Source organism: Rhizobium sp. UBA1881, assembly GCF_002338015.1.
Taxonomy (GTDB): domain Bacteria; phylum Pseudomonadota; class Alphaproteobacteria; order Rhizobiales; family Rhizobiaceae; genus Rhizobium.
In genome coordinates, this window is the sequence record NZ_DDHH01000158.1 from 32,950 (window position 1) to 51,433 (window position 18,484).

Below are 18,484 nucleotides of genomic sequence, written 5' to 3' on the forward strand. Positions count from 1 at the left end.
CAACATGAGCGAGACCACGAGCCGCTTCGTCGTTTCGGCCGATTGGGTCGAAAAGCAGCTGGGGACTTTAGGTTTCAAGGTGGTGGACGCCTCCTGGTATCTGCCGGCCCACAAGCGCGCCGCCAAGGACGAATATGTGGCGGGCCACCTTCCCGGCGCCGTGTTCTTCGATCAGGACGTGATCGCCGATCATTCGACCGGCCTGCCGCATTCGCTCCCCTCTCCGGAGTTCTTTGCCGCCGAAGTCGGCAAGCTCGGCATTTCAGAGACGGACACGATCGTCGTCTACGACGGCATGGGTTTCTTCTCGGCGCCGCGCGTCTGGTGGATGCTGCGTACCATGGGTGCCAAGGATGTCTACGTTCTGGATGGCGGCCTCGATGGCTGGAAGGCCGAGGGACGCGCGCTGGAGACCGGGACGGCCACTCCTGTGACAGCGGTGTTCACGCCGAAATTCCGGGCCGACAAGGTTATCCCCTTCGAGACCATGCGCGAGATCGTCGATGACGGTTCGGCGCAGATCGCCGATGCTCGCGGCGCCGGCCGCTTTACCGGCGAGGAAGCCGAGCCGCGCGCCGGCATGCGCTCGGGTCACATGCCCGGCGCCCGCAGCCTGCCGGCAACTTCGCTCTCGGCCAATGGCCGCTTCAAGGATGTGGCGACGCTGAAGACGATGATATCGGATGCGGGCATCGATCTCTCCAAGCCTGTCGTGACGAGCTGCGGCTCGGGCGTGACCGCCGCCGTGATCATGCTGGCGCTGGAAAGCGTTGGGCATGACGACAACGCGCTTTACGACGGCTCCTGGAGCGAGTGGGGTAGCCGTGAGGACACGCCCATCGTTACCGGCCCCGCAGAAGCGATCAAAGCTTGACCATGGCAAAAGCTCCCTCCTCGCTGAAGGCCCATGTGACCCGCCTCGAAATGACGGCGGCGCCGAAGACGAGCCTACCGGTGCCGGTCAATATCCAGACCGCCATCATGCGCGCGCCGGAAATCCCGCTGCCATTCTACCGCTATCTTTACCGCCAGGTCGGCGCGCGGTGGCAGTGGGTGGATCGTCTGAGGATGAGCGACGAGGAACTGGCCACCACGCTCTACGACAAGCGCAACACAATCTGCGTGCTCTATGTGAACGGCGCGCCTGCCGGGTTTTACGAGTATCTGACGATTGACGAGGATACGATCGAGCTCAGCCATTTCGGGCTGATGGAGCATGCGCTGGGTCTCGGGATCGGCAAGTGGTTCCTGCTGCAGGCGCTCTATGCGATCTGGACGCAGAACCCTTTGCGCGTGACGACCACGACCAACAATCTCGACCATCCCCGGGCGTTGCAGCTCTACCAGATGTTCGGCTTTTCGCCTGTCTCGACGGGCACCGCGATCGTGCGTCCGCTCAGCGACAAGGAGTTGCTTGAGCTGGCGAAGAGAAGCTAGCGGCGCGTTTCGGCTGTTTCTTCTGGCAAGAGCATAGAGGCGCAAGGATCGGGTGGCTTCCACCTGGGTTGGAGCGCATTCAAGGCAAGCTCGAAAAGGAGACTTGCCATGAATGCTCTATCTTTCACTGCGATGCCTACTGCTGACGCCGAGACGATCTGGAACGGCGGGAACGACGCCTATGGTCACTTGCCGGAGACAATGGTTTCCGATGGGCCGGGACACCCCTGCCGCCATTGCCTGAAGAACATAGATGCAGGCGAGGCGCTTTACGTTTTCGCCTACCGCCCCTTCCCGGAGCTGCAGCCCTACGCAGAGACGGGACCGGTGTTCCTGCATCACAAGCGCTGCGAACGCTATGCCGCCGAGGAAGTGTTGCCGCCTGTCCTGATGACGAGCCCCAACTTCATCCTGCGCGGCTATGGCCCCAACAACCGTATCGTCTACGGCACCGGCGCGGTGACCGAGGTCGCCGATATTCCTGCCTATGCGGCGGAGCTTCTGCGCAAACCGGAGGTCGCCTATGTGCATGTGCGCTCGGCGCGCAACAATTGCTATCAATGCCGGATCGACGGTTAAATCACGGAAAAAAGCCGGCTGCGGAGAGAGCAACCGGCTTCAGTTGACGTCGCGCGATGGACTTTACGCTACGTTGAGCACGGCTTCCGCAGCGTAAGGCTCGTAGCCCAGCGCCTCGGCAACGGCTTTATTGGTGACGCGTCCCTTGTGGACGTTGAGACCGTTTCTGAGATGTCTGTCTTCGGCGATGGCGCGCAGGCCGCGATCGGCGAGCGCCAGGCCATGGACCAGCGTGGCGTTGTTCAGCGCATGTGCGGACGTGACCGGAACCGCGCCCGGCATGTTGGCGACGCAGTAGTGCACGACGCCATCGACCTCATAGGTCGGGTCCGAATGGGTTGTCGCATGCGATGTCTCGAAGCAACCGCCCTGATCGATGGCGACATCGACGATGACCGAGCCCTTCTTCATGCCCGAGAGCATTTCGCGGGTGACGAGCTTGGGCGCAGCAGCGCCGGGGATCAACACCGCGCCGATGACGAGATCAGCGGAGAAGACCTCGTCTTCGAGCGCCTGGATACTGGAATAGCGCGTGTGGATGCGGCCGGAAAAGAGATCGTCGAGCTGGCGCAGGCGCGGCAGCGACTTGTCGAGGATGGTGACATCGGCGCCGAGGCCGGCGGCCATGCGAGCCGCATGCAGGCCAACCACGCCGCCGCCGATGATGGTGACCTTGGCCGGCAGGACGCCGGGCACGCCGCCCAGGAGAATGCCGAGGCCGCCATTGGCCTTCTGCAGCGCTGTCGCACCTGCCTGGATCGAAAGGCGACCGGCAACTTCGGACATCGGCGCCAGGAGCGGCAGGCCGCCACGATCATCGGTCACCGTCTCGTAGGCGACGCCGGTGACGCCCGACGACAGCAGGCCCTTGGTCTGCTCGGGGTCCGGCGCAAGATGCAGATAGGTGTAGAGGATCTGGCCGTCGCGCAGCTGCGCCCATTCGGACGGCTGAGGCTCCTTGACCTTGACGATCATGTCGCACTTTTCGAAGATGTCCTTGGCAGAGGACGCGATCTTCGCGCCCGCGGCGGCATAGGCCGCGTCATCGGCACCAATGCCGGAACCCGCCTTCGTCTCGATCCAGACCTCGTGGCCATGCGCGATATACTCGCGAACGGCTGCAGGCGTCAGGCCGACGCGATATTCGTGATTCTTGATTTCCTTCGGACAACCGACGCGCATCGGGGCGCTCCTCCTCGTTTGTTTTTTCCGCCTCGTCGAGCGAAGCGTTCACGAGTGAAATCCAATCACCCCGCGCACGAAATGTCCTTGCAAAGAGGATTTGCATGTATGGCATTTTTCGAAGAAAGATGCGTTTCAGACGCAATAATCGAAAGTTCTTCGAATGTCGGAACTCGATGCCATCGATCATGCCATTTTGAAAGCGCTGCAATCGAATGCCCGCATCACCAATGCCGATCTGGCCGCCAAGGTTGGCTTGTCCGCGTCGGCCTGTTCCAGGCGGCTCGACATCCTCGACCGCAGCGGCGTCATCCTCGGCTATCACGCGCATGTCTCGCCGAAAGCGCTCGACTACAAGATGATCGCCATCGTGCACATCTCGCTGTCCGGCCAGTTCGCGAAGACGCTGTCGGAATTCGAGACCGCCGTGAAGCGCTGTCCCAATGTGCTCGTCTGCTACCTGATGTCGGGCGAATATGACTATATCCTGCGGGTCGCGGCCCGCGATCTGGAGGACTATGAGCGCATCCATCGCGACTGGCTCTCGGCCCTGCCCCATGTCGTCAAGATCAATTCCAGCTTTGCCTTGCGCGAGGTGATGGACCGGCCCAATGTGGGCTTGTGACGGAGGAGCGGAATCACCTGCCTGCGCGGGTGTTTCCGGAATACGGCCGAGGCCGGTGTATTAAGAAGACGCCATGAGATCGAAGACCCGAGGCTATATTTTCGTTCTTCTGGCTATCACCATCTTTTCCATTCAGGACGGCATCTCGAAGCATCTGGGCGGCGCCTACCCGCCCGTTTTCGTGACGATGATCCGCTATTGGGCCTTTGGCCTCTTCACCATCCTTCTGGCCGCGAAGATGCGCGGCGGGATTGTCGCCACGGCGCGCACGAAACGGCCGGTCCTGCAGGTGATCCGGGGGCTGCTTCTCGCCGCCCAGGTGGTTGTCGTGATCAGTTGCTTCGCTGTGATCGGGCTCGCGCACTCGCAGGCGATCTTCTCGGCGACGCCGATCCTGATTGCGCTGCTGGCCATGCCGCTGCTCGGCGAGCGGGTGGGCTGGCGGCGGTGGACGGCGATCGGCGCGGGGTTGGTCGGCGTGCTTCTGATCCTGAAGCCCGATAGCGGCTCCTTCGATGTCACACTGCTGCTGGCCGTCCTCTCCTGCTTCCTCTTTGCTTTCTACGTCATCGCCACCCGGCTGGTCAGCCGCGACGATTCGTCGATGACCAGCTTCTTTTACACCGGTGTCGTCGGCGCTATCGCGATGACGCTGGTCGGGCCGTTCTACTGGACATGGATGGCGCCGACGGACTGGGTGTGGATGGCGCTCGTCTGCATGACCAGCATATCGAGCCACTATTTCCTGATCCGCGCCTACGACATGCTCGATGCCGCGGCCGTCCAGCCGCTCACCTATCTGCAGCTCGTCTATGCCTCGATCATCGGGGTGACGATTTATGGAGAGACGCTGAGCCTAAACACGATCATCGGCTCCGTCATCGTCGTCGCCTCCGGCATTTTCACGATCTGGCGCGAGCATGTCGTCGCCCGCCGGGAAGCAATGCGGAAGTAAAAATCGACCGCGCAATTTTAGCGAATTGTATAAATTCATTTCAATCTACGCGACGTATGCTGTCTCCAGTTCAATTTGGGAGAGGCGTCATGCATAATCTCAACATTATTACCCGAAAGGCCGAGCGCAAACCGTGCCGTCTGTTTGGAAAGGTTCGGTACCTGACCAAGGAAGTCGATGCGCGCATTCTGAACATGTCCATCTCGGGCATAGCGCTGGAAGTCCGCGCACCGCTGCATGCGGCTTCCGGCAGCCGCGTTCAGATCCTGGCCGACGATCTCGGCGTTCTCCACGGCGTCATTCGTTGGAGCCACAATGGCCGCGTCGGCATTCAGTTCGACCCGAATTCCAACGCCCGCGCCCAGGTGGCTTCGTACTTCCGGTTCTTCCACAAGGACGTGAAGCCGGTTCTGGCACGGTAGGTCGCGTCCGACACGCAGAAAGCGAAAAGCGATATTCCCCTGTCATTTACAGGGTTTACTCCTTCGAAAATCACCCTACTCTCGCCGCCGGGCGGGTGTCGCGTGATGTTTCGAAGGAGTTTTCATGTCTTCCAACCTTGATCTTTCATCCATGAACCGTCGTTCTCTACTCTCCGGCATCGCCGCCACATCAGCGCTCGTTCTGCTGCACCCATTCACCGCGCGTGCCGCCGCCAATCAGGCGCATCTCAGGCTGATGGAAACGACGGATATTCACGTCAACGTTTTCCCTTACGACTATTACGCAGACAAGCCGAACGACACGATGGGACTGGCGCGCACCGCGACGATCATCGACACGATCCGCGCTGAAGCCGCCAACTCGCTGCTGATCGACAATGGCGACGTTCTGCAGGGCAATCCGATGGGCGATTACATGGCCTATCAGCGTGGCTTGAAGGATGGCGACGTCCACCCCGTGATCAAGGCGATGAACACGCTCGGCTACACCGTCGGCACGCTCGGCAATCACGAGTTCAACTACGGCCTCGATTTCATGTTCAAGGTGCTTAATGGCGCGAACTTCCCGTTCGTCTGCGCCAACCTGACCAAGGGCCAGCTCGCCTCCGATCCGAAAAGCGACGAGCTGTTCTTCAAGCCCTACATCATCGTCGAAAAGATGATCAAGGACGGGGCCGGCAATGAAAGCCCGGTGAAGATTGGCTTCATCGGCTTCGTTCCGCCGCAGATCATGCTCTGGGATATCAAGAACCTCGAGGGCAAGGCGCAGACGCGCGATATCGTCGAATCCGCCAAGGCCTGGGTGCCCGCGATGAACGAAGCGGGCGCGGATATCGTGATCGCGCTCTCGCATTCGGGCATCGATGGTAGTGCGCCTAGCGACAAGATGGAGAACGCATCGCTGCACCTGGCCGCCGTCGACGGGATCGACGCGATCTTTACCGGCCACCAGCACCTCGTCTTCCCCGGACCGAAGACGTGGGATGGCATCCAGAACGCCGATCCGGTCAAGGGAACGCTGCACGGCAAGCCTGCCGTCATGGCCGGCTTCTGGGGCTCGCATCTCGGCCTAATCGATCTGCTGCTCGAAAAGGATGGCAAGAGCTGGAAGATCGTCGACTTCACGTCCGAAGCGCGGCCGATCTACCACCGCGACGACAAGAAGAAGGTCGTGGCCGATGTCGCCGACAAGAAGGAAGTCGTCGAGGCCGCCAAGGCGGAGCACGAAGCGACGCTCGCCTATGTCCGCACGCCCGTCGGCAAGACGTCCGCGCCGCTCTACTCGTACTTCGCTCTGGTCGCCGACGATCCCTCCGTGCAGATCGTCAGCCAGGCGCAGACCTGGTACATCAAGCAGATGCTCGCCGACACCGAATACAAGGACCTGCCGGTTCTCTCGGCGGCGGCTCCCTTCAAGTCGGGTGGTCGCGGCGGCGCCGATTACTATACGGATGTTCCGGCCGGCGATCTCGCCATCAAGAATATCGCCGACCTCTATCTCTATCCCAACACCGTCCAGGCCGTCGTCATCACCGGCGAGCAGGTGAAGAACTGGCTGGAAATGTCGGCGGGGATGTTCAACGACATCAAGGAAGGCACGAAGGACGCCGAGCTTCTGAACGCCGACTTCCCTTCCTACAATTTCGACGTGATCGACGGCGTCACCTACCAGATCGACTTGGCGCAGCCGCGCAAATATGACAATGACGGCAACGCGATCAATGCCGGATCCAACCGCATCCAGAACCTCGCGTTTGATGGCAAGCCGATCGATCCGAGCCAAAAATTCGTGGTCGTGACCAACAATTACCGCGCCGGCGGCGGCGGCAAATTCCCGGAGATCGCGGCCGACAAGGTGGTGTTCCAGGCGCCCGATACGAACCGAGACGTGATCGTGCGCTATGTGCACGAGCAGGGAACGATCAATCCGGCTGCCGACGGCAACTGGACCTTCAAGCCGGTGACGGGTGCGACCGCCACGTTCCAGAGCGGGCCGAAAGCCAAGCAGTTCATCGCCGACGTCAAGGGCGCGAAGATCGAGGATGCAGGCGAAGGCACGGATGGGTTCGCCAAATTCCGGCTGGTTCTCTAAGACAGGCTGCAGGCGGGGCTAAGCGCCTCGCCTACTCCGCCGCGAGTGGCAGATCGCGATCCTTGGTCTCGTTCAGCGCCGCGGTGAAATCGGCGTGGTTCGGGCAGAACGACAGTTTCGAATGGAAGGCTTCGATCAGCCATGTGGCGGCCGGGCCCGGCGGGTTGGCGATGCGCCGTATCGCATAGATCGGATACTCGCCCTGCTCGTAGGCCGGCAGATCGAGATGGACGAGCGTGCCGTTGGCCAAATCCTCGCGGATGATCGACGCCGGCAGGCCGCCCCACCCCAGACCGCCGCGGATCAGCGCATGCTTGGTGGCGATGTCGCTGACGCGCCAGGTCTTGTAGGACAGCACGTTGAAATCGCGGCCCTTGGTCAGCCCCGAGGCGTCGGTGACGACGAGCTGCACCTCCTCGCGAACATCGCTAAGCGTCAGCGACCTGTCGATATTGGCCAGCGGGTGGGAACGCGCGGCGACCGGAATCATGAAGGAATGGCCGATCTTTTCGACGGCGATCGAATCGTCCTGCTTCAGCAGCGCTCCGCCGATGCCGATCGTGGCCTTGCCCGACAACACGGACTCCATGACCATGCCGAGTTCGCCGGCGCTGAGATTGAGCGAAACGGAGGGAAAGCGCTCGCGGAATTCACGCAGGACGGTGACGACCGCCTGCGACGGCACCATGACGCTGATCGCCACATCGACCTCGGCCTCCAGCCCTTCCTTCAGGCTCTTTACCCTCGCCCGCATCACCTGCAGGTCGGTCATCAGCCGGCGGGCGTCCTCGAGCATGGCCTTGCCTGCCTCGGTAAGCTTCGGCTGACGGGCGCCGGAGCGTTCGAACAGCTGCATTTCCAGCTGTGCCTCGAGATTGGCGATGGTGTAGCTGACCACCGACTGGGCACGATTGAGCACGCGCGAGGCGGCCGAGAAGCTGCCGGTCTCGGCAACGGTCAGGAAAACCTGCAGCTGGTCCAGTGTCGGGTTGGGCAACATTACATCCATCCAATCGATCGATAGTCTTGATCGACATTATCACAGTTTTTTCGATAGGCCGCTAGACCTATTTCTTCACTCGAAGACGCGGTTCGACCTTCCCCCGATCGCGCCGCAAACGCAAAGACCAAAGGATTATCAATCATGTCGTCCATTCTGCTCTTGACCTCCAGCCCGCGCGCTGAGTCGCTTTCGACCGATATCGCCGTAGACCTCGCTGGCAAGCTCCAGTCGCAGAAGGCCGGCAGCGTCGTCGTTCGCCGCGACCTCGCCGCGAACCCGCTGGCCCATATCAACGACCTCTTCACCGGCGCCATCCGCAAGCCGGCGGACGCCCGCACGGCCGAAGAAAACGAAGCCGCGAAGATCTCCGACGAGCTGGTCAACGAGCTGCTCGCAGCAGACACCATCGTCATCGGCACCGGCCTCATCAACTTCAACATCTACTCGTCGCTGAAGAGCTGGATCGACAACGTCGCCCGCGCCGGCTTGACCTTCAAGTACACCGAAAACGGCCCGGTTGGCCTTGCCACCGGCAAGAAGGTCTACGTCGTTCTCGCTTCCGGCGGCGTCTACTCGCAGGGCCCGGCTGCCGGCATGAACCATGCCGTGCCTTATCTGAAGACCGTTCTCGGCTTCATGGGTATTACCGACGTCGAGACCATCTATGTCGAAGGCCTGGCCTTTGGTCCTGAAGCAGCCGAGAAGGCTGTCGGCGCTGCCAAGGCACGCGCTGAAGAACTCGCGCTCGCTGCCTAATTCAAAGGGCAGTCAATTCAGGAAGACGGTCGGCTTGCCGGCCGTCTTTTTGTTTGTGGAGACTTACTGTTAGCCGGCGACCGTGAGGCCATGGACGCCGGTCTGGCCGAAGACACAATTTCGGCCGTTTTTCTTGGCGCAATAAAGCCGCTCGTCCGCTGCCGACAGGATCGCCGTGAAGGCATCGCCATCTTCGGTGGCTGTCGCGACGCCGATGCTGATCGTTACCGGCTTGCCATCGGGCGTGGCGACGCTGTTTTCGATCGTCCAGCGCAACCTCTCGGCCAGACGCAAGCCCTCGGCGTGATCGGTCAACGGGCAGATCGCAACGAACTCCTCGCCGCCGAAGCGGAAGACCCGATCGCCGGCCCGCAGGATCGAGCCCAGGCGCGCTGAGATCGCGCGCAGGACATCGTCGCCCTGCAGGTGCCCGAACACGTCGTTGACGTTCTTGAAGTGATCGGCGTCGAGGATCATTACCGTGGCGGACTGTCCCTGGCGCAGTGATTCGCGGATCATGATCGGCGCTTCGAGTTCCATTCGCGTGCGGTCGTAAAGCCCGGTCAGCACGTCGCGGCCGGTGCGGCTCAAGAGATCATTGTAGCGCTCGCGGAAGGTCAGGTCGCTGAAGATATCGCCGATGGGACGTGCGCTCGATGTGGTGACTGCCCGGCCGATCCATTTCTCGTAGATCGCGAAGAGCACGGTGTAGATGCAGACGGCGAACATCTTCGCCTTCCATCCGCCCCAGAAGGCGGCGAGCGGGACGCCGACCGAATAGTGAAGCGCGCCGAAGAAGGCGATCTGGTCGAAAGTCAAAAGCACGAAGCCGCAGATCATGAAGCGGACCACTGGCCGTTGCCGGAGATAGCGGCCGAGCCGCTCGTAGAGCAGGATGATGCCGATGGCGTCGAGATAGAGGATGGCCGTGCCCCAGAGCATCAGCCAGCCCATTTCCTTCAGGAACTCGTCACTTGGAACGTTGCCGGACGAAAGCTCAAGCGGCGCGTGCCATTGCACGATCCAGGCGATTGCGACCGTCAGAATATTGCCGATGAAGAGCCCATAGATCGGCTGGCGGACGACGGCGGCGTCCTCCTGAAGATAGAGCATCAGGATCATCATCAACTTGCCGGTGAAGAACACCGACGATCCCGGCGAGACGATCCCGAACGGCAATTCGACATAGAAGACCGCAGCGAGGTAGGTCTCCATGAAATGCATGACGCCGAGTGCCGTCAGGAATATGCCGAGGCCGATGCGGGCGCGAAAATGCAGCAGCGTCACCATCAGCGCGAAGTAGCCGACGGCCTCGACGACGAAGAGGATGAGATTGACGTTTGAAATCAACGCCGCGACCTCCCGTCAATATTGCCATGCCACGGCACCTCGACCACTTTGTCGGCGGTATCGGCAGCGGATGTGCGGCGGGCATTCTGAGGCACTGGATATTCCTGCGATGTCTGCTGAGCGCAGGATCGCCGCAATGTTTTAAAATAGCATGAGGGAATGGCGGCGCGAGCGCTCAACACGCAGGGGCGCGCCAGCCTTCCGTGATCAGACCTGACGAACCTTGGCTCCGTCGCTGAACAAGGATGGTCCGTTCTGATCGATGATCTGCTGCGCCTTGCGCACGGTGCATTCGATCGCGTCATCCGTCGACGAAAACATGTCGGCGCGGATGAAATTGCGCACCAGCACCTCTTCGCCAACAGTCTTTTCGATGCGGCCGGCTAGGCGATACTGGCCGCCTTCCTTCATCGGTTCGGCATAGATCGTGCAATCGGCATAGGGCTGCGGATCGGAAGAAACACTCGAAGACGCCGCACCCGGCTGCTTTGCGCCGCCCGAGAACATGGAGAAAATGCTGGAAAAAATCGAAGCCATGATACGCCTTTGTGATGAGGGCGGATGCCATCAAAGTTAAATAGGGCCGTTGCCGTAAAAGTTAAATGATGAGGTTCGCGAGGATCTCGTTTTCGGTGATGTCCTCGAAACTGATACCCGATGTCTCGAATTTCGCGAACAGCGCCGCGAAGTTTTCCGGCGCCTTGGTTTCGATGCCGATCAGGACGGAACCGAAGTTGCGGGCGGTCTTCTTCAGATATTCGAAGCGGGCGATATCGTCATCGGGACCGAGTAGGTTGAGGAAGTCGCGGAGCGCGCCTGGGCGCTGCGGCAGGCGGAGAATGAAGTATTTCTTCAGGCCCGCGTAGCGCATGGCCCTTTCCTTCACATCCGGAAGCCGCTCGAAATCGAAATTGCCGCCGGAGACGATCGCGACCACCGTCTTGCCGCGGATCGTTTCGGGATCCATCGTGGCGATTGCGGTCAGCGACAGGGCGCCTGCCGGCTCCAGCACCACGCCCTCGACGTTCAGCATCTCGTTGATCGTGACGCAGATGGCGTTCTCCGGCATCAGCATCACCTGATTGCTCGGGAAGCCTTTCAGCGCAGCGAAATTGAGGTCGCCGATGCGGGCAACGGCGGCGCCATCGACGAAATTGTCGACCTTGGAGAGCGTCACGACCTCGCCGGCCTCGATGCTGCGCTTGAGGCTCGGCGCGCCCTGCGGTTCGACGAAGAAGAAGCCCGTGCTCGGCACCGTGTCCTTGAGGTAACCGCTGATGCCTGCCGCCAGACCGCCGCCGCCGACAGGCATGACGACGAGATTGGGGACCGTGCCCTCGGGCAGCTGCTGCATGATCTCGGAGGCCACGGTCGACTGGCCCTCGATGATATCCTCATGATCAAACGGCGGGACCATGACGCCGTCGATCATCTCGACGTGATCGCGGGCTGCCTTGTAGCACTGGTCGAAGAAGTCGCCGGTCAGCTTGATGGTGATGAACTCGCCGCCGAAGATGCGGGTCTTGTCGATCTTCTGCTGGGGTGTCGTCACCGGCATGAAGACCACACCGGGAACGCCGAAGTGGCGGCAAACGAAGGCAAAGCCCTGCGCGTGATTGCCGGCAGACGCGCAGACGAAGGTCTTGCCCGAGGCGCCTTCCTCGATGCGCTTGCGGAAGAAATTGAAGGCACCACGGATCTTGTAGGAGCGGACGGGCGACAGATCCTCACGTTTCAGCCAGATATCCGCGCCGTAGCGAGCGGACAAATGCTCGTTGAGTTGCAGCGGCGTTGCCGGAAATAGGCTGCGCAGAGCCTCCTCGGCAGCTTCGACATTCTGTCTGGTCACGGTCTCAATCCCTTGTTATTGCGCCCCACGCTATGCCATAGGCAGACCCTCGAAAGAAGCCCATTTTCAACCACAACGGTTCGGTCGCGCCCAGTGATGCGCGTTTTGGGAAAAGCACCAGAGTGTCGCGCACCGCGCCACGGAGATAACGCAATCGTGCAGTTAAACCGCCCGGTGACATCAATATTGTGAGTTTTATGACAGCAGACAAATTTTCGAAGCCGGTCGCCTGGCTCCTCCTCGCCGCCATCATTTTCGTAACGGTCTCGCCTATCGGCCTTCGTCCTCATACGATTACATCAGTCAACATCGACCGGGCGCTCGCCTATCTGGTGGTCGGCCTCGCCTTTGCCGTGGCTTATCCCAGGCACTGGCTCATGGTGGCCGTCCTGCTGATCGCGGGTGCGGTGTTCATCGAATATCTGCAATATCTGTCGCCCACCCGCCACGCCCGTCTTCACGACGCGGCCGTGAAAGCCTTGGGCGCCACGGTTGGCATCGCTATCGGATCGCTGTTCAACAGGGTTCGCGCCGCCAAGGCGAATGCGTCCTGAGGTCTGCCCCGCGCACGCATGCCCTTGACTGAATCGCCTCAGTCGTTGAATGAGAAGCCTGCGCGGGCGTGGCGAAACTGGTAGACGCAAGAGACTTAAAATCTCTCGGCCTTTGGCTGTGCGGGTTCGATCCCCGCCGCCCGCACCAGATGCCAGCGCTGTGACCGGCAGATCAATCTGAAAATCGCTCAGGCTGGTTCCTGGGGGTAGCGGCTTCCTCAGACCTTTTCTCATTGCCACGATGCCGGCAAGGAAGGGCACGAGGCGCGCGGTCGCCAAACGCTTCGTCTCCGCAATAAGCGCGCAGACGAGCGCCGTGATGACCACGAGCGGTATGAAGGAACGGATGTCGAGAAGGCCTGCCTTCGCGATGTAGTAGGCCGCAATGACGATCACGGTCTGATGCGCGATATAGTAGGTCATGATCGACTTGTTCAGATGCATGATGACCCGGTTCGGCCGGCTGGCCAACCGGCCCGCGAAGGCGAGCAGCACAAGCACGGCACTCCATTGGAAAACCGATCGGATGACCCTCACCGCGAGCACGAGGGCCTCCGGCCGCGCTTCCCTTGGGATGAACACGGAGAGTGCCGCAAGCACCGCCAGCGACAGCGTGGCAACGCCGAGGCTTATCCAGCGCTGGCGGTCGACCTCCTGCCAGAAGCTCTGCTCGTTGGCGAGCAGCGTGCCCAACATGAACATCGAGAAATACACGGCGTGAGAATAGACATCGGAACTGATGACCAGCGTCTCGCGGAAGACGGGATAGAGGCACAGCCTCAGGATCGACAGAAACGCGATAGGCGCCACGAACAATACCCTGCCCCGCAACTGCGCCGCCAGGGACGCCGATAGGCCGGGCCAGCGCCGCGCGAGCTGCGGCTGGGCAATCGACCAGGCGACGACATAGATCCAGAGATAGGCCAGGAACCACATATGCTCAAGCTGAATCCCGGAGACGACATAGGTCTTCCAGAATTCCCAATAAGAGAGATCGGGGGTGAAGTTGTACGGCGAGAAATAGATCTGCGGCGGCACAACCACGAAAACGCCGAATACGAAGGGCAGAAGGAGCTGCCGCGTGCGGGTCGTGCGAATTTCAGCCACGGATCTCTTCTTGAGCAGCGATGCCGTGACCACGCCCGAAATGAAGAATAGCAGGCTCATCCGCCATGGATGCGACCCGATCGTGATCAGATCGATCAGCTTCGTGGTATCCGAAGCGTGGACCCACCAGGTCTTCGCTCCATAGACAAGGCTCGAATGGTAGATGATGAGCGTGCCAAAGCAACACACACGCAACGCATCAAGATCGTGACGTCGTCCATCTGGTCTGTCGCCCACCATATATCCCGCCCTCAGCCCCGGGGAGATACAACCATAAGGGAATTTAACAGACGTTAATTTAACCGGCTTGATTGAATATGTTTATTGCAATATTTCAAACCTTGGTGGAATTCGCCAGATAGTCCGACACAGCCTTCCGCAGCATCGCCGCGTCCTCCGAAGACATTTCATTCGGCCGGAACGTCACGTTCAGAACGTCGTTTCCGGAAAAGTAGCTGTAGAACATCAGCGCCGAGAGATAGCTGCCGTAGATCGAGGGGTGGTTGCAATCAAAGTAGAGATTGAAATCCTTCGGCTGGCTTTGAAGCGCTTCCCAAATCATGCCTACATTGACGAGCGCGACGCCGGTCAGCGCGGCGAGACGGGCATGCTGCCGCTGGATGTTGAGATGCATGTCGGCATAACCAGCCGGTGAATAATCGCCGGCCGTCTTCGGCATACCCGCATCCTTGATGCACTGATCGGTATAGCGCCAGGTGACGAACATGACCGGCACGTCGCCTTTCGCTTGGACTTCCCGGATCAGGTTTTGGGCATCATCCCATGCCGGGCCGGATTGCTGCGCGCTATATTGATCGCTGCTCAGCACCTGCAGCACGACTTGATCCCATCGCCGGGATAAGAGCGCCTGGGTTTTTTCGCTCTTGATGTGATAGCCGAGGCTGACGCCCGGTTCCGCATCCATCACGATGCGCAGTCTCTTGGAGTAGCCGGCGGAATCGGCGATGGCGCGCACCATCTGGGGCATATTGTTATAGAATGTGCGGCTGTTGCCTATGAACAGGGCGGTCTGCTCGGGCCTCTTGTCGAAATAGTCCCGGACGTATTGAACGCCCCCATTAACATATCCATTGAACGGCGGGAGGAAAAACATGCAGACGAGCAAGATCGTCAGCAATGCGCTTATTCGTATCAGCCGCAACACCTTGGAATCCCATGCTATTCAACAGGTGCTGACATAAGTATCAGCAAAGACGTAAAGGATGGGTTGCACGAACAGCGAAGAATCGAAGCATGTCCCCCAAAGGCGCAACGAGCCCCACGCCGGCATTCAGCCTCGGAGAAGTGGTCAACGCCGACCTGCGAACTTGAAGAATAGCGGAAGACAAAACGAGCGGCTGCGATGCATTTATGAGACATCGCTTAATTAATTAGTAATATCTCTTTCTTGCAACGTTAGAATGTGTTTGTATGCCCGCCGTCAGCAAAGCTACGGCTTTAGGGCGTGTATTTGTAAAGCTTGTCTTGTTTGGGAGTAAGACGATGGTTTACGATTGGGATGGTGCCAGAACACGGCGCCTGAGACTGTTTAGAACAGGCACGGCATTCTTGATCGCACTGGCGGTATTTGGGGTACCGCTGTTCGTTTACACGGCAAAATTCCACGGATTTTACGGCTAGACGACCGCGGCAATCAGCAGCGACGACTTCGATTTTATGACGGCGTTTCGACGCCACACATGAAAAGGCGCGGCTCGAAGCCGCGCCTTCACTGTTTCAAGGTGCCTTGGCTCAGGCGAGCTTTGCAGCAAGCTTGGCGACATGCGCGCCCTGGAACTTGGCGGCATCGAGCTCGATTGCCGAGGGCTGACGCGAGCCGTCGCCATCGGTAATCGTGGACGCACCGTAGGGCGAGCCGCCCTTGATCTCGTCAACGCCCATCTGACCCTGGAAGGCATAGGGAAGGCCGGCGACGACCATGCCCTGGTGGAGGAAGGTCGGGATGAAGCCAAGGATGGTGGATTCCTGGCCGCCGTGCTGCGTGGCGGACGAGGTGAAGACCGAGCCGACCTTGCCGACCAGCTTGCCGGCAAACCACAGGCCGCCCGTCTGATCCCAGAAGTTGCGCATCTGCGACGCAACCGTGCCGAAGCGGGTGCCTGCGCCGACGATGATCGCGTCGTATTCTGCGAGTTCGTCCACGGTGGCGACCGGTGCGGCCTGATCCAGCTTGAAGTGCGACGACTTGGCGACTTCTTCCGGCACCAGTTCCGGTACGCGCTTGACGGTCACGTCGGCGCCTGCGGATTTCGCGCCTTCGGCGACTGCGTATGCCATCGTCTCGATATGGCCGTACGACGAATAGTAGAGAACCAGAACCTTAGCCATCTTGGAAGTTTCCTCTTTCTGGGTTGCGGCGGGTGCTTGCGTTGGCGCACCGACCAAAATCCGTTTGATGAATTCGCGTATCATAAAGAATGCCTCGCAACGCTATCGTGCGTATGACCGATACGCTAGCGCATGCATTTTACGGCGGCCAGTCGCGCAGGCAGAGACGGACTGTTCAATCTTATCGCACGTTTCTGGCTTGCGTTCACATTTCCGTATGCGTTGGCACGGGCTTCCCGTCCGCCCTATTTGGTATAAGCTCGACGCCAAAGACTGAGTGAAGACAGAGACCTTTGATGACCCAACAGATTGTGACCGCAGCCATTCTGGCAATAGGCGACGAACTTTTATCCGGCCGCACCAAGGACAAGAACATCGGCCATCTCGCCGACATGCTGCTGCTTGCAGGCATCGACCTCAAGGAAGTCCGCATCGTCGCCGACGAAGAGGACGCTATCGTCGAGGCGCTGAACGCGCTGAGGACGAAATACGACTACGTCTTCACCTCGGGCGGCATTGGGCCGACCCATGACGACATCACGGCCGATGCCGTTTCCAAGGCTTTCGGCGTTGCCTGCCATCATGACGAGAAGGCGATGGCGCTGCTTGGCGATATGTACAAGCGCCGCGAGATGGAGTTCACCGAGGCCCGCCAGCGGATGGCACGTATGCCTGTCGGCGCAACGCACATTCCCAACCCCGTTTCCACCGCCCCGGGTTTCGTTATTGGCAACGTCTATGTGATGGCGGGCGTGCCGGAGGTGTTTCAGGCGATGGTCGACGCGGTGATCCCGACGCTCAGAACCGGAACGCCGGTGCTGTCGCTGGCGATCTCGTGCCCTTATGGCGAAGGCGATATCGGCACGCCGCTCGCCGCCATCCAGAAGGCGCATCCGGAAACCAGCATCGGCTCCTATCCGCGCTATGTCGGCCAGAAATTCTCTACCGAGATCGTCGTTCGTGGTCGCTCGCAGGCGGTGATCGATGCCGCTGGCGCGGATGTCGCGGCGATGATCGAAGGCATTCGCCGCGAGCGGACTATCCTGGAAAACCCATCAGCGGAGGCCTAATTTCTTTATGGAGCCGGCCTGCGGGACTTGATCTCGGTCAAGGAAACAAATGCCGGCCAAGCGCATTGCTTCTCTTACGGACTATTTCATCCGAGCAAAGAGATACCCATGTCTTACAAAACCATTCTTGCGATTCTCGATACTTCAGACAATTGCACTGCAGTCGCCGATCTCGCCTTCGCGCTGGCTGCGGAACACGGTGCCCATGTGATCGGGCTGCATGCGGAAACGATCGCCGTCGTGCCGCTCGTGGCGCCGATGGAGATTCCTGATCCCGTCGCCGTGCAGGCGCTGCAGGACATGGCGCATAGCGAAAGGGTCAAGATCGAGGCGACCGTTCGCCGCAAGGCAGAGGTCGAAGGCGTGTCGTTCGAGTGGCGAAGCTTCGCCTCTTCTACCGGTTACGGCTCGGCGCCGTTGATTGAAAGCGCGCGCAGCGCCGATCTTTTGATCGCCTCGCAGGCCGATCCGGCACGGCCGTCGGACAGTCACGTCGATGTCGATAACTTCCTGCTCGAAAGCGGACGGCCGGTTTTGATGATCCCCTTCATCATCCGCCAGCCGAAGCCGATCAAGCGGGTGCTCGTCGCCTGGAACGGTTCGAAGGAGGCGGCGCGCGCCACATTCGACGCCCTGCCCTTCCTGAAGGCCGCCGACGAGGTTGAGATCTTCTCCGTCGACCCGGTCGACAACGCGCTGCAATCGGCGGCGGTGGCGGGTGCGGAAATCGCCGCGACGCTTTCCCGCCACGGCGTCAACGTCACCCTCGCGACGGCAACGACAACGGACAAGAGCACCTCGGCCGTTATCGAGAACCGGCTGTCCGACAGCAGCATCGATCTGCTGGTGATGGGTGCCTACACGCATTCGAGGCTCTGGCAGATGATCTTCGGCGGCACGACGAAGACGCTCCTGCACTCCATGACGGCGATGACGCTGCTTTCACGCTAGAGAGGCCGCGATCAGCGGGGGCTTGCGTTTTGCAGCCAAATTCCGCTAATTGCCACGACCGACGACGAGCTCCGGCTTCGGTCCTTCCATCGCGCAGTCTCGGCTGCGCGATTTGCGTTTGACCCGAGTGAACGGAAGAGCGTCCGGCCGCCGGCAAACGGCGTGTCATCATTCATGCCTCG

General features: G+C 60.3%; 18 protein-coding genes, 1 tRNA gene and 1 pseudogene. 12 read left to right on the top strand and 8 right to left on the bottom strand.

What is annotated here, in order from left to right; translation table 11 throughout:
- Positions 1-4: 4 nt before the first annotated feature.
- From sseA to B3605_RS19320, 3 genes are all read left to right on the top strand, one after another.
- Positions 5-874: a 3-mercaptopyruvate sulfurtransferase gene (sseA, locus tag B3605_RS19310; RefSeq protein WP_112973400.1), complete on the top strand. Its 870-nt coding sequence runs from the start codon at positions 5-7 to the stop codon at positions 872-874.
- Positions 875-876: 2 nt separating this feature from the next.
- Positions 877-1,437, top strand: coding sequence for a GNAT family N-acetyltransferase (locus B3605_RS19315; RefSeq protein WP_112941487.1), 561 nt, complete (start codon positions 877-879; stop codon positions 1,435-1,437).
- 108 nt (positions 1,438-1,545) lie between these two features.
- On the top strand, positions 1,546-2,016 hold the full coding sequence (locus B3605_RS19320; protein ID WP_112941488.1) for a DUF1203 domain-containing protein: 471 nt from the start codon (positions 1,546-1,548) through the stop codon (positions 2,014-2,016).
- Between the two features lie 63 nt (positions 2,017-2,079).
- Here B3605_RS19320 and ald read toward each other — a convergent pair whose 3' ends face one another.
- A complete protein-coding gene (gene ald, locus B3605_RS19325) occupies positions 2,080-3,198 on the bottom strand; it encodes an alanine dehydrogenase (RefSeq protein WP_111561353.1) in 1,119 nt (372 codons plus the stop codon).
- A 163-nt stretch (positions 3,199-3,361) separates the two neighbouring features.
- Between ald and B3605_RS19330 the strand changes: the two genes are divergently transcribed.
- The 4 genes from B3605_RS19330 to B3605_RS19345 all read left to right on the top strand — a co-directional run bounded on the left by B3605_RS19330 (position 3,362) and on the right by B3605_RS19345 (position 7,313).
- The gene (locus B3605_RS19330; protein WP_112425295.1) at positions 3,362-3,823 is read left to right on the top strand and encodes an Lrp/AsnC family transcriptional regulator; all 462 of its coding nucleotides are present in this window, start codon (positions 3,362-3,364) and stop codon (positions 3,821-3,823) included.
- Between the two features lie 73 nt (positions 3,824-3,896).
- Complete coding sequence (locus B3605_RS19335) at positions 3,897-4,778, top strand: DMT family transporter (RefSeq protein WP_112941489.1); 882 nt, start codon at positions 3,897-3,899, stop codon at positions 4,776-4,778.
- Positions 4,779-4,867: 89 nt separating this feature from the next.
- Positions 4,868-5,200, top strand: a complete 333-nt coding sequence (locus B3605_RS19340; RefSeq protein ID WP_183794720.1) for a PilZ domain-containing protein — start codon at positions 4,868-4,870, stop codon at positions 5,198-5,200.
- A gap of 124 nt (positions 5,201-5,324) precedes the next feature.
- The gene (locus B3605_RS19345; protein ID WP_112941491.1) at positions 5,325-7,313 is read left to right on the top strand and encodes a bifunctional 2',3'-cyclic-nucleotide 2'-phosphodiesterase/3'-nucleotidase; all 1,989 of its coding nucleotides are present in this window, start codon (positions 5,325-5,327) and stop codon (positions 7,311-7,313) included.
- Positions 7,314-7,344: 31 nt separating this feature from the next.
- Here B3605_RS19345 and B3605_RS19350 read toward each other — a convergent pair whose 3' ends face one another.
- Entirely contained in the window at positions 7,345-8,313 is a 969-nt protein-coding gene (locus tag B3605_RS19350; RefSeq protein WP_112941492.1) for a LysR family transcriptional regulator, read from the bottom strand.
- A 144-nt stretch (positions 8,314-8,457) separates the two neighbouring features.
- On the opposite strand from B3605_RS19350, the gene B3605_RS19355 reads away from it, so the two are divergent.
- Entirely contained in the window at positions 8,458-9,072 is a 615-nt protein-coding gene (locus B3605_RS19355) for an FMN-dependent NADH-azoreductase (protein ID WP_018900127.1), read from the top strand.
- 69 nt (positions 9,073-9,141) lie between these two features.
- Here the strand turns inward: B3605_RS19355 and B3605_RS19360 are convergent, their stop codons facing one another.
- The 3 genes from B3605_RS19360 to ilvA all read right to left on the bottom strand — a co-directional run bounded on the left by B3605_RS19360 (position 9,142) and on the right by ilvA (position 12,271).
- A complete protein-coding gene (locus B3605_RS19360) occupies positions 9,142-10,362 on the bottom strand; it encodes a GGDEF domain-containing protein (protein ID WP_409457177.1) in 1,221 nt (406 codons plus the stop codon).
- A 267-nt stretch (positions 10,363-10,629) separates the two neighbouring features.
- The gene (locus B3605_RS19365) at positions 10,630-10,959 is read right to left on the bottom strand and encodes an HlyU family transcriptional regulator (RefSeq protein WP_112941493.1); all 330 of its coding nucleotides are present in this window, start codon (positions 10,957-10,959) and stop codon (positions 10,630-10,632) included.
- Between the two features lie 61 nt (positions 10,960-11,020).
- Positions 11,021-12,271, bottom strand: coding sequence for a threonine ammonia-lyase (gene ilvA, locus B3605_RS19370; RefSeq protein WP_112941494.1), 1,251 nt, complete (start codon positions 12,269-12,271; stop codon positions 11,021-11,023).
- A 197-nt stretch (positions 12,272-12,468) separates the two neighbouring features.
- Between ilvA and B3605_RS19375 the strand changes: the two genes are divergently transcribed.
- Together B3605_RS19375 and B3605_RS19380 are read left to right on the top strand one after the other, a co-directional pair.
- On the top strand, positions 12,469-12,825 hold the full coding sequence (locus B3605_RS19375) for a VanZ family protein (protein WP_112941495.1): 357 nt from the start codon (positions 12,469-12,471) through the stop codon (positions 12,823-12,825).
- A 62-nt stretch (positions 12,826-12,887) separates the two neighbouring features.
- Positions 12,888-12,973: transfer RNA gene (locus tag B3605_RS19380), tRNA-Leu, on the top strand.
- A 203-nt stretch (positions 12,974-13,176) separates the two neighbouring features.
- Here B3605_RS19380 and B3605_RS25840 read toward each other — a convergent pair.
- From B3605_RS25840 to wrbA, 3 genes and pseudogenes are all read right to left on the bottom strand, one after another.
- Positions 13,177-14,172, bottom strand: a pseudogene (locus B3605_RS25840) (acyltransferase family protein); the annotation flags it as partial.
- 94 nt (positions 14,173-14,266) lie between these two features.
- Positions 14,267-15,070, bottom strand: a complete 804-nt coding sequence (locus B3605_RS19390) for a DUF4886 domain-containing protein (protein ID WP_162725032.1) — start codon at positions 15,068-15,070, stop codon at positions 14,267-14,269.
- 614 nt (positions 15,071-15,684) lie between these two features.
- Positions 15,685-16,281, bottom strand: coding sequence for an NAD(P)H:quinone oxidoreductase type IV (wrbA, locus tag B3605_RS19395; RefSeq protein WP_112941577.1), 597 nt, complete (start codon positions 16,279-16,281; stop codon positions 15,685-15,687).
- A 296-nt stretch (positions 16,282-16,577) separates the two neighbouring features.
- Here wrbA and B3605_RS19400 point away from each other — a divergent pair, with 296 nt between their 5' ends.
- On the top strand, positions 16,578-17,351 hold the full coding sequence (locus tag B3605_RS19400; protein ID WP_112941498.1) for a competence/damage-inducible protein A: 774 nt from the start codon (positions 16,578-16,580) through the stop codon (positions 17,349-17,351).
- Positions 17,352-17,459: 108 nt separating this feature from the next.
- A complete protein-coding gene (locus B3605_RS19405) occupies positions 17,460-18,302 on the top strand; it encodes a universal stress protein (RefSeq protein ID WP_112941499.1) in 843 nt (280 codons plus the stop codon).
- The last annotated feature ends 182 nt before the right edge of the window (positions 18,303-18,484 follow it).